The sequence below is a fragment of the Promicromonospora sp. NPDC023805 genome (genome assembly GCF_040639635.1).
Classification (GTDB): domain Bacteria; phylum Actinomycetota; class Actinomycetes; order Actinomycetales; family Cellulomonadaceae; genus Promicromonospora.
This window is the reverse complement of the sequence record NZ_JBFAAH010000001.1, coordinates 360,947-377,846: the sequence shown is the minus strand read 5'-3', so window position 1 is coordinate 377,846 and position 16,900 is coordinate 360,947. Positions and strand designations below refer to the sequence as shown.

Here is a 16,900-nt window from a genome sequence, read left to right as displayed (position 1 = left end):
CGGTTGATACGCATCGCTGCACCTTGGCCGAAGGCTCGGCAACTGTCCATCACATGCGGTGAAGCCATCGGCGTTCAGTACCGAGGATGATTTCGTGCCAAGGGTCGGGCATCGGAACTGTCGCAGGCCACATGGTGCACGGTGCCCGGGATCTAACAACCATTGGAGAGCCGATGACAGAGTCCGAGCTGACCACCAAGCGCCCCGACTACCTGCGCGAGGCACTCTTCAGCGCCCTTGAGCAGAGAGAACGAGCGCGAGGCACTTCCCGGCACCAAGTCTGGGTGCTCACCGGGGTGACTGACATCCTCGCTGACGGCTACCAGATCACGTACATCCCCCTTGACTACGACGGCAAAACGGTCGAGTCGTACTGGCTGCGGCGCGGTTTCATCGACATCGGCAGCATCCACGGGCGGACGCTCATGGTCGTGGCCGAGAACGTCCCGAAACGGCAGTCTGTGCTCCGGGCATGGCGGATTGATCACCGCCGCGACGACGAGCGCCCTCTGCAGGCGCGCGGCATCTCTGCGAGGTCTGTTCGGGGTGTTGTGGAATCGTTCTTGCAGTACCGGAAGGATGTCGCGGCGCATGCAGTTGGGCCGGACGACAACCTCGGCCCGCAGCAGATCCCGATCCGATGGTCGGACTTCGGAGTCCGAGACAGCGAGTCCTTCACCATCGGGAAAGTGCTCACCGCGCCCGGTGTGTAACGGTGTCGCGGAGCTGAGCCCCGAGACATAAAGTGACTCCCGGACGCCGTCGCACCCGCCTCGTCGTCCCCGGCCTGTGACAGCACCTTCTGCACAGCCCACCGTCCTGCCAAGATCCTGGTCCCACTGGGTCCCACGCTCGGCTCAGAGACACCGTCGTTGCAGGTGAGAGTAGGTACTGGAACAGATTCGATCCCAGTATCGCCCACCATGCACGACAGGCCCTCTGGCCGGCGGAAACGCTGGCTGGGGGGGCCTTTCGCGTGCCTGGTGCTGGTGGATTGGTGTGGAGTTCCAGCTCGCCGCGACGATGCCCTCCTCGAACCTGACCGAGCTCCCGCACCAGCGACGTGAACGCAGCCGCCTGGGCCGCTCTGGCGGCCCGGGACTGGGGCGCCTATGTTCACGATCGCGCTAGCGGACGCTGATGCGCACAGACGACATGGTGGCCATAGGGCTCATGGCTCATCGCGCACGCGCTGGTGCAGCGGCGCCGTGGACCGCTCACCGCTTCGGAGCCAAGGGCCTCAAACGCTCCAGTTCTGCGCCTGCGCCTGCACGGTCACTGTTCGAGGTTCTCTTTCAGGAACTGGTCGACGATGTCCATGACGGGCTCGCTGAAGAACCCGCCCGCGCCGTGGCCAGCACCGTCGAGCCGGTAGAGCTCGATCCGGTGGCCTGCCGCCACCAGGGCGTCGCCGAGGACGACGCTCTGCTCGAACGGCACGACCTCGTCGTCGCTGCCATGCATGACCAGGAACGGCGGCAGGGCCTGCTCGGTCGCGGGCCGGATGTGGGTCGACGCGGCGGCGGGCGCGGCCGTGTCGGGGTGCTGGCGGGGGTCGATGCCGCCGAGGAGCTGGACACAGGCGGGGTCCTCAGGCATCAGCGAGAGGTCGCTCGGCCCGTAGAAGTCGACCACCGCGCGAACGCCAAGGGGTTCGTCGTCGTGCACGCCGGGCGCGCCGGCTACGCCGTCGGTCACTGTCGTCAGTACTGCGAGGTGGCCGCCGGAGGAGTCGCCCCACAGCGCGATCCGGTCTGCATCGATCCGGTACTGGCCGGCGTTCTCGCGCAGGAAGCGCACCGCGGACCGGAGGTCCTCCACCTGGGCGGGGAACGGCGCGACGTCGCTCGGCCGGTGCTCGACGATCGCGACGACGTACCCGCGCCGCGCGAACTCGGCCAGGGCGAGAAGCCACTGCCCGAGCTCCTGCTTGCCCCAGCCTGAGCCCTGGACGAACACGACAGTCGGGTACTGGCTCGGGGTGAACCAGTCCTCGATCGGCGGCCAGATGATCTGCAGATGCAGCGCGCGGCCGGACGCTTCTGCGTAGGGCACGTTCATCCAGACGACGCCGTGCCCGTGGGGTGCGGTGCCGTCGATGTTCTTGATCTCCAGGGCATTCATGTGTGGATCGTCGTGCCTGCCCGGTGTCCAGGTCCATGGAATATCGGCACCAAGGGCTGCGTGGCGGATCGGGCAACACCTGACACCGTCGTTGCAGGTGAGAGCTGGTAGTGGAACAGTTTCCATCCCGGTATCGCCCACCAGGCACGACAGGTCCTCTGTCCGGCGGAGACGCTGGCAGGGGTTCTTTCGCGTGCCTGGTGCTGGTGGACTGGTGTGGGCAGACGTCGCGCCAGCCGGGGTCGCTCGTCCGACCAGGCCGTACGCTGCCGGGCGTGCGAGATCTTGGGCGAGCGGTTGGTGGATGACACCCTCTGAGCCAACATGAGCATCGCCGGCGTGCGTCTGCCCGGACGGTGTCGAGTTCGGGATGGCCGGCACCGTGGACCAGCCCAACACCGTCTACCTCGCCCGCGGCGGGCGTGACACGGGTGCCGCTCTGGACATTAATGAGGCGGAGGAGATCCGGTGGATGCCGCTCGCGGAGATCCCGGCGTTGATCGAATCCGGGCAGACCGTGGGTGCAGCGTCAGTGGCAGGACTCATGAAGGTCCTTCTGGACCACGCCGAAGGCCGTCTCGAGGGGTCCTGCTCTCCGTACGCACGAGGCGGATCCGGTCTCGAATCTGTGCCTGCTTGTCGGCGAAGTACTTACTCTCCACCAGTGGTTCGTACGCCATGCGGATCACCCGCCGAGTACGCCAGTCGACGACGTCCACTGCTATGTCGTCCTCATACACAGCGCTGAGTGCGGTCGTGTAACCCTCGGCGCGTTCCTGCTTCTCTCGGCGTTCCACGACCCACATCATCGGACTGAAGCTGCCCCGCCCGACCAGGAGCACGGACGTCAGGAACACAACGAGCGTCACGTACAAGTAGGGCAGATCCTTCGGCACGATCCCGACAAGCGACAGCCCGATGCCGACGGTCAGGATGCCGAACGACGCGAGGGACACGACCAGGAGGACCGAACCCGCATGTTGCCACGCACGTGCAGTGGGTCCGGCCAGAATCCGCCGTTGCATGTCTGGATGCCACTGCTGTTCCATGGGAATGAGTCTGGCCTAACGTGCGACAAGATCGTGGGCACGGGCCACGTAGATATTCACGGTATCGGTCCCGGCATGTAGCCCCAGGCGCACGCCCGATGACCGGATCATCCGCAGGTCATCGGACGGCTTTCGTGACGACCGGTCGGCCAGTGCCGGTCTCCACGACGTAGGCCAGGAATTCCCGCACGTCCCGAAGCAGATCGGCCTGATCCGAGTACCCGGAGCCGCTACCGCCATCGCGCAGCCGCAGGCCCTCGGTCAGCACCCGGTGCCAGCGCTCGTCGTAGTGCGTCAGCGCCCAGCGTCCGGCGCGTGACTTCGCGGTCATCTCGCCGGTGACCAGCAGGTGGTGCAGACGCACCGAGCCTAGGACGCAATGTGAGAGCAGATAGTCGCGCTCGCGTTCATCGGCCGGAAGATCAGCAGGGGTCGCCCGGGCCAGGCCCTCGGCGTTGCGCCGCCAGTAGGTGTCGAGGTTGCCCACGGTGTAGTCACGTAGCGCTTCCTGGTCGGTCCACACCCCGAGCGTGGACTGCTCGGGCCCGGTGACAGTGATCCCGGCCCGGGCCAGTTCGTGCCAGACGATCATCCACGACGGCGAGGCGACCACTTCGAGCTTCCTGGTGAACATCACCTCAGGCATCGGTGGCACCGTGCGCGGGTCGCTCGCCAGATCGGCGGCCAGTACGTGCGGGCCGTCGAACCGGACCGCGGAGTGCGCGGCCATCTGCGCGTGCACGCCCCGCAGCGCCTCGACCTCCGCCGGCCCTGGCCGGTAGGCGAGCGTGGCGACGAAGTCGACGTCGGACTCGCGGGGCGCCCACTCGCCGAAGACCACCCCACCATGCAGGTACAGCCCGGTCAGGAGACCCGCAGGCAGCTCCCGCTCGGCCAGCGCGAGAAAGTGGTCACAGACGTCCTGGACAGGGACCGGCAGCGTCATGCTTCTCTCCTGTAATTAGCGTGCTGAAGGACACGGCTGCGGCGAACGCTGTGCGTACCGTCTCGTCGACGGCGCTGAGGCAGTATCCCTAAAGGGGCCGCGACCTCGTCCACAGCTCCTCCGCCACACTTCCCGGGCTGAACCCGAAATGCTCCAGCATTGCCGTGGCCTCGGGAAAGTTTGCCGCGATCGCGTCGGGTGTGTGAGCGTCGCTACCGATACTGACCGTCGTGCCGCCTTCTTCGGCCCACCACTGCGGAATCCACGACCAGAGTCGTCGCGTGTTCATCTCGAGGGCTCGTCCGCTCTGGGCAATCGACCGCATCGCAGCTCTGAACCCCTCCTCGAACGGGCGCGGATCGAACGGCCCGACAGCTTCGGTAGGCCAGTGCCGGGCCGCGTAGTCGATGTGCGTAAAGACGTCGAACGCGTCCGACCCCTGCACCATGACGGGGACCTGCTCCAGATAGGCACGCATGACGACTGCCGGATCCTGGTCATGGAAGAGCGTCCTCGGTTCCGCGGCGCCGTCGCCGAGGTCGAGGGTGTGCAGCGAGCCGAGTACCCGGTCGATCAGGCCCAGATCGACGATCTCCGTGGCCTGGGCGCCGAACAGGTGCGGCTGCCCGAATTCCACCCCGGTGTGGATCCGGAGGTCGGGGAAGTCATGCCGCATGCGATCGATGGCGTCGAAGTAGCCTTCCGCGTCCAGCACGGCGAAGTCGACGCGGCCCGCATCGTTGATGAGGTCTTGCTGGTGTGGCCTCAGGTCCTCGGGCTCGGCGCGCCACGTATCCGGCATGTCGAGGTGCTCGGTGAAGAAGAGCGCAGGCAGGCCGATCCGCACGGCCTGGGCGCAGGTGGCGCGCATGCGTCCGACGGCCTGAGATTGCGGGCCGCCCGTGTCCCACGACCACTCGCTGTGAACGTGGCTGTCAGCCGGCAATGTCATGAGCCGATGCTGCCACCGTTTGTCCTGATCGTCCCGACCGGGCGCGCGCCTCAGCCGCCTCACCACATCGGGATCGTCCACGGAGTCGGCAGCAGCCCACGAATCTTCAGCGATTCATGACACTGGCGGCTGCGCCTATCCGCGCCGGAACCGGTCGGTGGCCGCCAGTACGGCGTCGAGCGTGGCTTCACCGGACATCCCGTGGCCCTCGTCGGAGATCAGGACCAGCTCCGCATCTGACCAGACCTGTGCCAGATTCCACGCGATGTCCGCGGGTCCGCTGATGTCCATGCGTCCGTGGACCAGCACACCAGGGATACCTGCGAGCTTTCCTGCGTCGCGCAGCAGCGCCCCGTCCTCCAGGAAGCCGGCGTGTCCCCAGTAATGCGTGACCAGGCGGGCGAACCGCATGCGGAAGCGCGGGTCCTGGTACCGGGCGTCGGGTCGGCGCCCAGGGTCGGTGGAGACGTGCACGTCCTCCCACCGGCACCACTCGCGCGCCGCCCGCTCCCGCACGGCCGGATCGGGATGGGCGAGCATCCGGGCGTACGCCTCCGCCAGGTTGCCGTCGCGCTCCGGCTCCGGAGCGGCGTCGCGAAAGCGGGTCCACTCCTCAGGGAAGACCCGCCCCATGTCTCGGGTGACCCACTCCACCTCGCGGCGGCTGGTGTTGGTGACGCTGAACAGCACTATCTCCGAGACGCGATCAGGGTGTCGCTGAGCGTACGCCAGACCGAGCGTGGCGCCCCAGGAGGCGCCGAGGACCGTCCACTGCTCGATGGCGAGGTGCTCGCGAAGCAACACGATGTCGGCGATCAGGTGGGCAGTGGTGTTGGTCGCCAGCGAGGTCTCCGGATCGGCGGCATCGGGAGTGCTTCGTCCGCAGCCACGCTGGTCGAGGAGCACGACGCGGTAGGCCGCGGGGTCAAACATCCGACGCCAGAACGGCCCGGCGCTGGACCCCGGGCCGCCGTGCAGCACCAGCGCGGGCTTGCCCTCAGGGTTCCCGCAGGTCTCCCAGTACACGCGGTTGCCATCCCCGACGTCGAGCATGCCCTGCTCGTAGGGCTCCACGGGGGGATAGATCTTCGTCATGCGGGACGCCTCCTCGGGATTATGACAGCGCTGTTAGATTAACAGCGTGAAGCGCCACCCCGACTCCGAAGCCCTCGGCACCCTGCTCCGCCACGTCCTCGAGCTGCTCGATGGCGACGTGGCCAAGGTTTACCAGGAGCAGGGGCTGCCTGAGTACCGGCCACGTTTCTCCCCGATCATCCGGGCGCTGGTGGCCGAAGGCCCCATGTCGATCAGGGACCTGGCGGAGGCTGTGGGCGTCACGCACTCGGCCGCAAGCCAGACGGCGACCCAGATGGCACGAGCGGGCTTCGCCAGCCATTCCACCGACCCAGGCGACAACCGCCGGCGGCTGATCACCTTGACCCCGAAGGCCCAGGCCTTGCTGCCGACGATCACTGCCGAGTGGGACGCGACGTCGGACGCGATGGCTGAGCTGGACGCGGAGGTCTCGATGCCGCTAGCTGGCCTGCTGACAGAGGTGGCGGAAGCGGTACACCGCCGCCCCTTCCAGGAGCGGATCTCGGCGGCCTACGAGCGCCAGGCGACCAGTGGAGGCTCCAGCTAACGGGTTCCCCCGGTTGCACCACTCGGCGCGGTCGGAAAAGTGAACGAGCGGACGACGTCGCCCAGGGAACCGGGCTGGCCCGCGCTCGGTCGCGGTGATCCCGGCCTTGACCACGCTCCCGTGGTGGGCGAGATAGACGCAGAACTCGCGGGGGTCGTCCAGGACGGTATCGGTCGCCACCGACCGGGTGCGGGCGATCGCCGCGCAGGAGTCGCACTGCCCGGACTTCGCACCCGCGTCGATCGGTGCCCGAGCAGTGCAGGGCACTCGGCGGCCGTCCCACCACAGCCCGACACACCGCCGGTCGAGCCCTACCCCGAGCGACAGTCGCAAACCGAGATCAACCGCGCTGGCCCGCACGTCACCGGTCGGCGAGAGCCACTCCAGCTTGGCGCCGTCCTCGGTCCAGCCGAGCCCGGTAGGCCGCCAGGCGGGCGCGGGGGTGTTGGTCATGAGTCAGCGGTCGTTCGGGAGCAGCCCACTGAGTACCCGTCGCAGGACCCGGTCGAACTGGTCCGCGGAGGGACCGGTGTCGGCCAGTGCCGCAGCGAGGTGCGGAAACGAATCAGTGGATGGCGCGAGAGCTGCATGCGCTTCGCCCGGGTCTCGCCGGTCGTGCTCTTCCTTGCTGAGCAGCCTCGTCACGGCGCTGAAGACGGCTACCGCTTCCAGCATCGTGCCGCCGTCCGACCGGGTCGGCGCGAGGACGGCGAGCGCGTGCTCGAGGTAGGCGCACCCGTTCGGGCCGAGCGCCGGCGCCGTGCTCGACGCCTCGATCATCCAGGGGTGGCGACGGTAGAGATCCCGCGCGTCGTGGGCCAGGTCAAGCATCTGGTCCACCCACGGGCGATCGTCCGGTCCGTTCAGGCGGAGCTCGCCGGTGACCTCGTCGACCATGAGCGCGAGGAGCTCGTCGCGAGTACTGAAGTAGCGGTAGAGCGAGGCCGCCCCGGTACCCAGGGCTAGCGCGACCGACCGCATGGTCACGGAACCGAGCCCCTCGCTATCAGCGACCTCGATGGCAGCCGCGGCAATCTCCTGGCGGCTGTGTCCTGGCGCCCTGCCGCGTCGAGGGCTTGCTGAGGACGAGCCCAGCTCGACCATTGCCGACATCTCGATGAACCTCCCCGTAGCCCCGGATTATGCGAACGCCGTTCGTGAAGTGTAGGTTGCAGTTTACGCGAACGCTGTTCGCATAAGCGGAAGGGGCCTGTCATGACCGACACAGCGAGGTGGAGCCCGACGCGATACGCCCGCAACGGGCAGGTGGAGATCGCCTGGGACGAGCTGCTCGGATCCGACGGCGATCCGCTGCTGCTCGTCATGGGCCTCGGCACCTCTCGGTTCTGGTGGCCCGCCGGCCTGTGCCGAGCCTTCGCCGACCAGGGCTTCCACGTCGTGCGCTATGACCAGCGCGACGCCGGACAGTCGACCCGGATGCCCTCGGCCCGCACCGGAAACCCGTTCGCGGCGCTGTTTGGCAGGAGGGGCGGCGCCTACAGCGCGGAGGACATGACCGACGACGCCGTCGCGGTGCTCGATGCCCTCGGCTGGCCGTCCGCGCACGTCTTCGGGCACTCCCTGGGCGGTACCGTCGCCCAGCGGATCGGGCTGCGGCACCCCGGCCGGGTGCGCAGCGTGGTGTCCTCCGCGGCTCTGCCCAGCGACGTCTCGGGTGTCGGAGTCGCCCGCTACCTGCGATTCGGCCTGCTCGCCCGGCTAGCACGCATGACGTTTCCTGCGGGGCGCGAGGGCGACGTCGCCGCAGGCCTCGCTGTCGCGCGGGGCGTGGCGTCTCCGGCCTACCCGTTCGACGAGGACGCGGCACGGGAGTGGATCGAACGTGAGGTGGACACCGGGCCGCGTGACCGCGCCGCGCAGAGTCGGCAGATCGGTGCCCAGTGGCACGGCCCGCGCCTGAGCGAGCTGACCAGGCCGGCCCTTGTCATGCACGGGGACGCCGACCCGATCCTGCGGGAGTCGGGCGGGCGGGCCACCGCCGCCCGCCTCGACGGGGCCCGGATGGTCACCTGGCCCGGCGTCGGACACGACCTGCCGGAGCCCCTGTGGTCGCAGGTGGCACGTGCTGTCCGCGAGCTGGCTGACTCGGTCTAGCTCATGCCCGAGACCGCCACCGGGCGAAGCTCTGGGCCTGCCCCTCGTGGATGCCACTCACCCACTCCCAGCCGGGCCTGTCCGAGCCGATCCGCGGGTCGTCGGGAGTGCGGCCGTCACGCAGCGCGTCCAGGTACGCACGGTCCAGCTCGATCCTTGCGCGTACCTGGTCGGCTCCGCCGACGGCGGACCCGTGGCCCGGGACGAGCGCATCGACGTCGGCCGTCACGTCCTCCAGCAGCTGCAGCCCGACCAGGTACTCCTCGACCGGGTCGTTGGTGTCGCTGAAGTCGTCGAGCATCGGAGGGAAGAGATCGGAGAGCATGTCGCCGGCGACGAGGACCCCGCTTCCCTCGACCAGCAGCGCCGCATGTCCGGGGGAGTGTGCGGGGTGCTCGATGATCCGAACATCCGGGCCGTCCCACGGTATCCGTGCGGTCCCGGTGGACAGGCCGGTGAGGAGGCCGAACAGGTCCAGCGGCACGTCGTCGGCGATCTCGGGCGGCATGGCCTCGGCGACGCGGGCCTGCCAGCCCGCCCTTGAGCGCAGCTCGTGCATGTCGGCCGCACAGCGGGTCGTGCCGTAACGGGGCGCCTCGCCGAGCCCGGCGTGCCAGAGCACATGGTCCCAGTCGGGATGCGTCGAGAAGCCCGCCACGACGGGCAGGCCCAGCTCGTGGAGGTCGTTCGCGAGGCAGGCCATCTCCGAGTTCTGTATCCCGGCATCGACGACCAGCACGCCGTCCCGGCCCTGCACGACAACCGTGTTGTTCTGGAGAAGCTCGCTCTGATGGACCAGCACACCCTCAGCGACCTGCGTCAGCATGGGCTTCCTTCCGCTCGTGGAGTGGATCTGCCTGTCGGGACCCTGCACGCCGCCCCGACACTCAGCCACCAGCCGCCGGCGGCGCATCCAGCACCGTGGGGATGTACTCCAGCAGCTGGAGCTGCCCGTCGAACAGGTGGTTGTTGACCAACTCGAGCGTGACGTCCGGGTACCCGTCGAAGATGCGCTCCTTGCCGTTGGCGCCCGTGATGACGGGGAAGACCACCACGCGGAAGCGGTCAACGAGGCCCGCCCTGAGCAGCGACCGGCTCAGGCTGAGGCTGCCGATGGTGCGCAGCGGGCGCGAAGAGGTGCGCTTCAGCTCGCGGACCACCTCTACGGCGTCGCCGTCGACCAGCTCGGAGCTGGCCCACGAGAGCGGCGCCGTCAGCGTCGACGAGAACACCACCTTGGGCATGGTGGTCAGGGGATCGTCGGGCATCTTGGCGGCGAACCCGGACATGACCCGGTACGTCGTCGCGCCCATGAGTGTCGTGTGTGACGTCTCGGAGTCCGAGTTGATCCAGGCCAGGTACTCGGGCCCGCCCATGCCCCACAGGCCGGGCCAGTCCTCGGCCGCCGCGTATCCGTCGAGCGAGATGATGAAGTCCACCATCAGGTTCGGCATCGGTCTCTCCTTCGTCGGGGAATCTTCTGTACCAGGAGAGACCGGCCGTGCGCGGAGAACTCATCGCCCCGCGCCGATGACGGCTGCTACGACGAGCAGTGCTCGATGCTCATCACCAGGATGACGCGGTCGGCGCTGTCCGGCGGCGGCAGCTGGTCCGGGTTGCCGTAGCGCTTGCCCAGGTGGACGTAGTACGCACCGGTCGGGTCCGGGATCGTCTCGATCAGCTTGCCGCGGAGCTCGACGTAGCCGTACGCGTTCTCGTGGTTGAGGATCGCGAAGCTCATCGACGGGTTGCGCTGCAGGTTGCGGTACTTGGCGCGCTTCGTGGTGTGCGTGAAACGCAGCGTCTCGCCGTCGAAGTCGAACCACATCGGGTTGACCTGGACTGTGTCGTCCGGGCGGATGGTGCCGAGGAAGCCGTAGTTCGGCGCTTCCAGGATCGGTATCAGGTGGGCGGGGACGAGGTCGGTCGCACTCATACGGCAGAACATAGCCCGCACCTGGGCCCAGAGGCTCCGGAAGACGCGTCGCAGGTGGCGAGGCCATTTCGATTGGACCGGCACACCGTTTGTGAACTACTCTTCCGGAGCGTCACCAACAGGGGCCCGAAAGGGTCCGAGCTGGTGCAACGCGGATGTAGCTCAGTGGTAGAGCATCACCTTGCCAAGGTGAGGGTCGCGGGTTCAAGTCCCGTCATCCGCTCGAACCCATTTTGGTGGGAGAGCACGGTGGGTTGGCCGAGAGGCGAGGCAGCGGTCTGCAAAGCCGTACACACGGGTTCGAATCCCGTACCCACCTCGCAATGGGCGATTGGCGCAGCGGTAGCGCGCTTCCCTGACACGGAAGAGGTCACTGGTTCGATCCCAGTATCGCCCACCAGCACGGAAAGGCCCTCTGGCCGGCGGAGACGCCGGTCAGAGGGCCTTCTGCATGTCTCCGTTCAGCTGCGTTCAGACGCGGACGAGCATCTTGCCGGTGTTGGCGCCGCGCATCATGTCGAGGAACGCGTCGACGGTGTTCTCGATGCCGTCGACGATGGTCTCGTCGTAGGAGATCTCTCCGGCCGCGAACCAGGCCGTCATCCGCTCCTGGAACTCGGGGGCCAGGTGGAGGTAGGCGCCGAGGGTGAACCCCTGCAGGGTGAGCCCGCGGGTGATGATGTTGGCCATGTTGTCGGGCCCGGGGGTCTTCTCCGTGGTGTTGTAGGCGGCGATGGCCCCGCAGAGCGCGGCACGCCCGCCGTCGTTGAACGCGGCGAGGGCGGCTTCGAGGTGGTCGCCGCCGACGTTGTCGAAGTACACGTCGATCCCGTCGGGCGCGGCCTCGGCGAGCTGGGCACGCACGTCGCCGTCCTTGTAGTTGAAGGCGGCGTCGTAGCCGTACTTCTCGGTCAGCAGGGCGACCTTCTCCGGTGATCCTGCCGATCCGATGACCCGCTTGGCTCCGAGGAGCTTGGCGATCTGGCCCGCGGCGGTGCCGACGGCGCCGGCTGCGCCGGAGACGAAGACGGTGTCGCCCTCCCGCATCCCGGCGATCGCCGTGAGCCCCACGTACGCGGTGAGCCCGGTCATGCCGAGGACGTGCAGGCGCAGCGAGAGCGGCACGCCGGGGACGTCGGGGACTACGCGGAACGTCGAGGCGTCGTCCTGCACCGTGTCGGACCAGCCGTGCTGGTGCAGCACGACCGCCCCGACGGGGACGCCGTCGGCGGCCGACTCGACGACGCGGCCGATCGCACCACCAGGGATGGTCTCCCCGAGCGTGAAGGGGGCGACGTAGCTGCGTACGTCGTTCATCCGTCCCCGCATGTACGGGTCGACGGAGACGAACTCGTTGCGCACGCGTACCTGACCGGGCCGGAGGGCGTCGTGGGTGACCGCCACGGTGCGGAAGTTCTCGTGTGTGGGCCATCCGGTCGGGCGGGAGACGAGCTGGATCTGCGTGCTCATGGACTCGGACATGACGTGCTCCCTCGGGGTGGATCTATTCTGTAATGACTCTTCCAATATATACTGGACCGAGCGTTTCAGAAACTGGAGGCAGGGATGGCTCGGACACAAGGGTTCGACCGCGATGTGGTGGTGCGTGCGGCGCGCACCCTGTTCTGGCGTGCCGGGTTCGAGGGCGCCTCGGTCCCAGCCCTGGAGGAGGCGACGGGGCTGAGCCGGTCGAGCATCTACAACACGTTCGGCTCGAAGCGAGGGCTGTTCGACGCCGCGGTGCAGAGCTATCTCGACGAGGTGATCCGGCCGAGGCTGCGCCCCCTGAAGGCCGACGTCGTCGCACCGGAGGCGGTGCTCACGTACCTGGACGGGCTGCGGGAGGCGTTCGCGCGTACCGACTCGATGTCGGCGACCAGCGGCTGCCTGCTCATCAACACCGCCACCGCGCCGGTCGTGCACGACGGCGAGGTGGCGCGCGTCGTCGCCGACTACCGCGACGAGCTGCGCGCGGCGATCGGCAGTGGGGTCGCCGCCTACCTCGATGCGGCAGCGCCGGAGGAGCGGGAGCGCCTCGCCGACGCGGCCACAGGGCTCTCGATCGCCGCGTTCGCGCTCGTGCGGATCGCCCCGGCTGAAGCAGACCGCACGCTCGCCGCCGCTCGGGACCTGCTCACCGCGGCACGTGACCAGGCGGCTCGCGCCTACTGACGCACGCCGCCGTCGCGGCGAAGTGATCAATACAGAACAACATCTTGGCGCTTTTCGCCGCTCCCTATAACGTGGCGCCCAGTAGCTGATCTTAAACGATCAGAAACGAACATCGACGTCGATGGTCACCGAGTGCGGCTCGAGGGAGACCTGCACCGCCTCCGCCGTGCGCCCGGCGTCGAACAAACACTTCAACGTGGAAGGGGAGCACCATGAGACGTAGCCGAATGTCGTCAGCCGCCATCGCCGGGATGCTCGTGTGCGGCGTGATCGGGTCGTCGCTCGTCGCGGGAGCGGGAGCGGGAGCGGGAGCGGGGGCGTCGGCCGCGGAAGCACCTCGTGCGCCGGAGGTCACCGAGATCACCGTCGACGGGGACGACGTCGCAGCGGACAACGTCAACGGCCTGACGTTCAAGGGCTTCGGTGTGCTCAGCGCCAACAGCACCAGCGCTCTCCTGATGGACTACAAGTCCGAGCAGCCGCGGAAGTACGCGGAGCTGCTGCAGATCCTGTTCGGCGGCGAGCACCCGATCATGCAGCACGTCAAGATCGAGATGGGCGACGACCGCAACAACTCGACAGGCTCGGACGTCTCGACGATGCGCACCGCGGACGAGCCCGCGAACGTGCGGCGGCACCCGGGCTTCCAGCTCGCGGCGGACGCCAAGAAGGTCAACCCCGACCTCAAGGTGTCGATCCTGCGCTGGAACGCCGCTCCCTGGGCGGACACGAACGACAAGATCTACGACTGGTACAAGAACACGATCCTTGCCGCGTACCGCGACTACGGGTACATGGTCGACTACGTCCACCCCGGCGTGAACGAGCACACCGCGGACCTGGACTGGACCAAGGAGTACGCCCAGCGCGTCCGTACCGACACGACCGGGTACGTGAGCGACGACCCGCGGCTCGCGGGCTTCCGCCGTGGGGAGGCGAGCCTCTTCCACCAGATCCAGGTGATGGTCTCCGACGAGGCGGGCCTTGGCACCTTCGGTGACGAGATGGTCGCCGACGCGTCGCTGCGCGACGTCGTGGGCGCCTCCACCTACCACTACTTCACCGACGACGACGCGGCAGGGAACTTCAAGCGCCTGGCCGACGAGTTCGACGAGGAGGTCTGGAACAGCGAGGCGCAGGCCACGTTCAGCAACTCGTCGTTCCGGCCGAACAACAACACTGCCGACCCGACGGTCGAGGGCACCGGCCTGGGCGGGAGCGGAAGCTCCCTGGAGATGGCGAACACCATCGTCAAGGGCTTCGCCAACTCCCGGCGCACGCACTTCATCTATCAGCCCGCGATCGGCTCGTTCTACGAGGGCGGGCAGTACTCGTACAAGGAGCTCGTGAGCGCCCGCGACCCGTGGTCCGGATGGATCCACTACGACGCCGGCCTGGCCGCGCTGCAGCACTTCTCGAACTTCGCGGTGACCGGCTGGGAGGACGCGCGCAACCGGTCGGGGATCTGGCGTGCGGTGCCTCAGGCCTCCGCCACCACCGCGACCGGCACCAACCCGGTCAACGGCCGCAACGGCGGCCCGAACTACCTGACGCTCGCGGCGCCCGACCGCTCGGACTTCTCGACGGTGGTCGTCAACGACTCCGAGACGCCGCGGACCTACCGGATCACCCCGGAGGACCTGCACCTCGGGTACAAGCCCCGCCTCGCGGTGTGGGAGACCCGTGCCGCGGACGACGGCGAGGCCTTCGACGCCCGCTACAAGCAGCACGTCGGCAACGTCTCCGCGGACGCCGATGGCGCCTACAGCGTCACCGTGCAGCCGTACTCGATCACCACCGTGACCTCGCTCGACGTCCGCCGCGACAAGGGCTGGACCACGCCGCTGCCCGTCGAGGGCGAGCGCACGGTGCTCGACGCCGGCGCCTCCCGTGAGGCACCGCGGAACGTGCTCTGGTCCGACGACTTCGACTACTCGGACAAGCGCGTGCCCATCGTCCGCAAGGGCGGCGGGCTGACCGGCCGCACCGAGGACTTCGTCGACTCCCGCGGCGGGGACACCGGCGCGATCCCGCTGTACACGTGGGACCGCAACGGCTCCTTCGAGGCCTACCGGGCCGACGACGGCGAGCGGGTCCTGCGCCAGCAGGTCGACCGCGAGGGCACCGGCGTCGGCGGCGCGTGGAACAACGGCGAGCCGATCACCGCCGTCGGCGACCGGCGCTGGAGCAACTACCGCGCCACCGTCGACGTCCGCTTCGAGCGCGACACCGTGAGCGGCAACTACGCCGCCCTCGGCGCCCGCTCCAGCGGCGGCGACACCTCCCACGACCTCCGCGGCACGCCGTACGCGCTGAAGCTGGCCGTGGACGGCGGCTGGCAGCTCACCCGGCGGGGGACCACCGTCGAGAGCGGCTCCGTCGCGGGCGACGGGTGGGACGCCGCCGCGTGGCACCAGCTGTCCGTGCAGGTAGCGGGTGACCAGGTCACCGGCTGGATCGACGGCGCGCAGGTGTTCGCCTGGACCGACGCCGCCCCGATCCTGTCGGGCTGGGTCGACCTCGCCAGCGGGTTCCACTGGACACAGTTCGACAACCTGAAGGTCGAGCGTGTGGCCGATGAGGTGCCGTACTACGGCGAGTACCTCGACGGCCACGAGATGACCGACCTCGACGACCCGGCGGCCACCAGGCTCGTCTACGACGGCGAGTGGGCGCACGCCAACGGCAAGGGCATGTTCGAGTACGGCCGCACGTCGTCGATCAACCAGGCCGACGGCGCCTCCGTGAGCTACACCTTCACGGGCTCCGGTCTGGACGTGCTCGGGGTGAACGACGGCTCCGCACGGCTGGACGTCACGGTCGACGGCAAGCCGGTAGAGCTCAACGCCCGCACCCGCGCGTCCGGCCAGTACCAGCAGGCGTTCGAGCTGCGGGGCCTTGGCTGGGGCGAGCACGCGGTGACGCTCACCGTCGCGTCGGGCAAGCTCAACATCGACGCCGTCGGCGTGGTCTCGGCACCGGCCACCCGGGCGACCGACGTCCGGGCGCTCGCCGCCGCGCTGGACGCTGCGGAGGGCGTCGAGCGCACCGGCGACTTCACCGACGTCGAGTGGACGGTGCTCCAGAACGGCATCGCGGACGCTCGTGCAGCGGTCGCCGACCCGAGGCGCTACCGGCTCGACGGGCAGGGTTCGGCGGACCTCGTGGCCCGGCTCCGGACGGCGTCCGCGCCGGTCGCGAACCGGATAGTCGACCTCGAGGAGCCCCGCGTGGCGACCTACGTCGGCGAGGCTCCGGCCCTGCCCGACACACTCACGGCGGAGCTCACCGACGGCACGACCCGCGAGGTGCCGGTCGACTGGACCGTCGACCCGGCGGCGTTCGACGAGGCCTGGGCGACGGCCGCCGTCAAGGGTTCGTACGGCCAGGCGTCCGCCACCGCGCATGTCGAGGTGGTGCCGCGGGGGACCGTCGCGTTCGCCGACGTCAACGCGACCAGCGGCGTGCTGGGGTACGGCTCGCCCGCCTACACGGCCATCGCCGGCCTCGTCGGCGACGCGCTCGTGAACGACGCACCCGACCGGGTGCGGGAGAACGGCGCGGCGTGGGGGCACTGGGGACAGAGCGCCTCGGGCAGCCGGTCGGTCAGCTACAAGGGCGTCGTCCCCGGTGCGTACGACAAGACGACGACCACCGGGATGTACACGGCGAACCAGGTGGGGGCCGAGGTGTCCTACACCTTCACGCTCCCCGCCGGGTCGTACACGCTCGCGGCGGGCTCACACTCGTGGTGGCCCGACAACAGCAGGAGCGCTGACGTCGTGCTCGACCACGACGGCGCGAGCCACCCCGTCGGGACGGTGACCCTGGACTCGGGAAACCCGAGCGAAGTGCTCAGCTACGACGTCGAGCTGGCCGAGCCGGGCCCGGTGACGATCCGCCTCAAGGCGACAAACAACCAGTCCCCGATGCTCTCGTGGGCGGCGGTAACCCACCCCTGACC

General features: G+C 68.7%; 15 protein-coding genes and 3 tRNA genes. 8 read left to right on the top strand and 10 right to left on the bottom strand.

All coding sequences use genetic code 11. The annotated features are described in order from the left end of the window. Positions 1 to 173 precede the first annotated feature (173 nt). Positions 174 to 713, top strand: coding sequence for a hypothetical protein (locus tag AB0F70_RS01725; protein ID WP_357442805.1), 540 nt, complete (start codon positions 174 to 176; stop codon positions 711 to 713). A 562-nt stretch (positions 714 to 1,275) separates the two neighbouring features. Here AB0F70_RS01725 and AB0F70_RS01720 read toward each other — a convergent pair. From AB0F70_RS01720 to pip, 5 genes are all read right to left on the bottom strand, one after another. After that, positions 1,276 to 2,124, bottom strand: coding sequence for an alpha/beta hydrolase (locus tag AB0F70_RS01720; RefSeq protein ID WP_357442802.1), 849 nt, complete (start codon positions 2,122 to 2,124; stop codon positions 1,276 to 1,278). A gap of 542 nt (positions 2,125 to 2,666) precedes the next feature. Then, positions 2,667 to 3,173 carry a hypothetical protein gene (locus tag AB0F70_RS01715; RefSeq protein WP_357442800.1) on the bottom strand — a complete coding sequence of 169 codons (507 nt, stop codon included), beginning with the start codon at positions 3,171 to 3,173 and terminating at the stop codon, positions 2,667 to 2,669. A 118-nt stretch (positions 3,174 to 3,291) separates the two neighbouring features. Further along, complete coding sequence (locus AB0F70_RS01710) at positions 3,292 to 4,119, bottom strand: aminoglycoside adenylyltransferase domain-containing protein (RefSeq protein ID WP_357442797.1); 828 nt, start codon at positions 4,117 to 4,119, stop codon at positions 3,292 to 3,294. Between the two features lie 88 nt (positions 4,120 to 4,207). Then, positions 4,208 to 5,071 carry a PHP domain-containing protein gene (locus tag AB0F70_RS01705; protein WP_357442795.1) on the bottom strand — a complete coding sequence of 288 codons (864 nt, stop codon included), beginning with the start codon at positions 5,069 to 5,071 and terminating at the stop codon, positions 4,208 to 4,210. Positions 5,072 to 5,206: 135 nt separating this feature from the next. After that, positions 5,207 to 6,166: a prolyl aminopeptidase gene (gene pip / locus AB0F70_RS01700; protein ID WP_357442793.1), complete on the bottom strand. Its 960-nt coding sequence runs from the start codon at positions 6,164 to 6,166 to the stop codon at positions 5,207 to 5,209. Between the two features lie 46 nt (positions 6,167 to 6,212). On the opposite strand from pip, the gene AB0F70_RS01695 reads away from it, so the two are divergent. Then, positions 6,213 to 6,713, top strand: coding sequence for a MarR family transcriptional regulator (locus AB0F70_RS01695; RefSeq protein WP_357442790.1), 501 nt, complete (start codon positions 6,213 to 6,215; stop codon positions 6,711 to 6,713). Between the two features lie 456 nt (positions 6,714 to 7,169). On the opposite strand, the gene AB0F70_RS01690 is transcribed toward AB0F70_RS01695, so the two are convergent. Further along, entirely contained in the window at positions 7,170 to 7,817 is a 648-nt protein-coding gene (locus AB0F70_RS01690; RefSeq protein ID WP_357443583.1) for a TetR/AcrR family transcriptional regulator, read from the bottom strand. 111 nt (positions 7,818 to 7,928) lie between these two features. On the opposite strand from AB0F70_RS01690, the gene AB0F70_RS01685 reads away from it, so the two are divergent. Beyond that, positions 7,929 to 8,828, top strand: a complete 900-nt coding sequence (locus AB0F70_RS01685; RefSeq protein WP_357442787.1) for an alpha/beta hydrolase — start codon at positions 7,929 to 7,931, stop codon at positions 8,826 to 8,828. Position 8,829: 1 nt separating this feature from the next. Here the strand turns inward: AB0F70_RS01685 and AB0F70_RS01680 are convergent, their stop codons facing one another. The 3 genes from AB0F70_RS01680 to AB0F70_RS01670 form a co-directional block, all read right to left on the bottom strand. Next, positions 8,830 to 9,654: an MBL fold metallo-hydrolase gene (locus AB0F70_RS01680; RefSeq protein WP_357442784.1), complete on the bottom strand. Its 825-nt coding sequence runs from the start codon at positions 9,652 to 9,654 to the stop codon at positions 8,830 to 8,832. 61 nt (positions 9,655 to 9,715) lie between these two features. Further along, positions 9,716 to 10,282 carry a dihydrofolate reductase family protein gene (locus AB0F70_RS01675; protein WP_357442782.1) on the bottom strand — a complete coding sequence of 189 codons (567 nt, stop codon included), beginning with the start codon at positions 10,280 to 10,282 and terminating at the stop codon, positions 9,716 to 9,718. Positions 10,283 to 10,368: 86 nt separating this feature from the next. After that, on the bottom strand, positions 10,369 to 10,764 hold the full coding sequence (locus AB0F70_RS01670; protein WP_357442780.1) for a PPOX class F420-dependent oxidoreductase: 396 nt from the start codon (positions 10,762 to 10,764) through the stop codon (positions 10,369 to 10,371). Between the two features lie 151 nt (positions 10,765 to 10,915). Here AB0F70_RS01670 and AB0F70_RS01665 point away from each other — a divergent pair. The 3 genes from AB0F70_RS01665 (at position 10,916) to AB0F70_RS01655 (ending at position 11,164) form a co-directional block, all read left to right on the top strand. Next, positions 10,916 to 10,987: transfer RNA gene (locus AB0F70_RS01665), tRNA-Gly, on the top strand. A 25-nt stretch (positions 10,988 to 11,012) separates the two neighbouring features. Next, a tRNA-Cys gene (locus tag AB0F70_RS01660) sits at positions 11,013 to 11,083 on the top strand. A gap of 6 nt (positions 11,084 to 11,089) precedes the next feature. Further along, a tRNA-Val gene (locus AB0F70_RS01655) sits at positions 11,090 to 11,164 on the top strand. 71 nt (positions 11,165 to 11,235) lie between these two features. On the opposite strand, the gene AB0F70_RS01650 is transcribed toward AB0F70_RS01655, so the two are convergent. Next, positions 11,236 to 12,246 carry an NADP-dependent oxidoreductase gene (locus AB0F70_RS01650; RefSeq protein ID WP_357442778.1) on the bottom strand — a complete coding sequence of 337 codons (1,011 nt, stop codon included), beginning with the start codon at positions 12,244 to 12,246 and terminating at the stop codon, positions 11,236 to 11,238. A gap of 84 nt (positions 12,247 to 12,330) precedes the next feature. Between AB0F70_RS01650 and AB0F70_RS01645 the strand changes: the two genes are divergently transcribed. Together AB0F70_RS01645 and AB0F70_RS01640 are read left to right on the top strand one after the other, a co-directional pair. Next, positions 12,331 to 12,936, top strand: coding sequence for a helix-turn-helix domain-containing protein (locus AB0F70_RS01645; RefSeq protein WP_357442775.1), 606 nt, complete (start codon positions 12,331 to 12,333; stop codon positions 12,934 to 12,936). Positions 12,937 to 13,148: 212 nt separating this feature from the next. Further along, the gene (locus AB0F70_RS01640) at positions 13,149 to 16,898 is read left to right on the top strand and encodes an Ig-like domain-containing protein (RefSeq protein ID WP_357442772.1); all 3,750 of its coding nucleotides are present in this window, start codon (positions 13,149 to 13,151) and stop codon (positions 16,896 to 16,898) included. Positions 16,899 to 16,900: the final 2 nt, after the last annotated feature.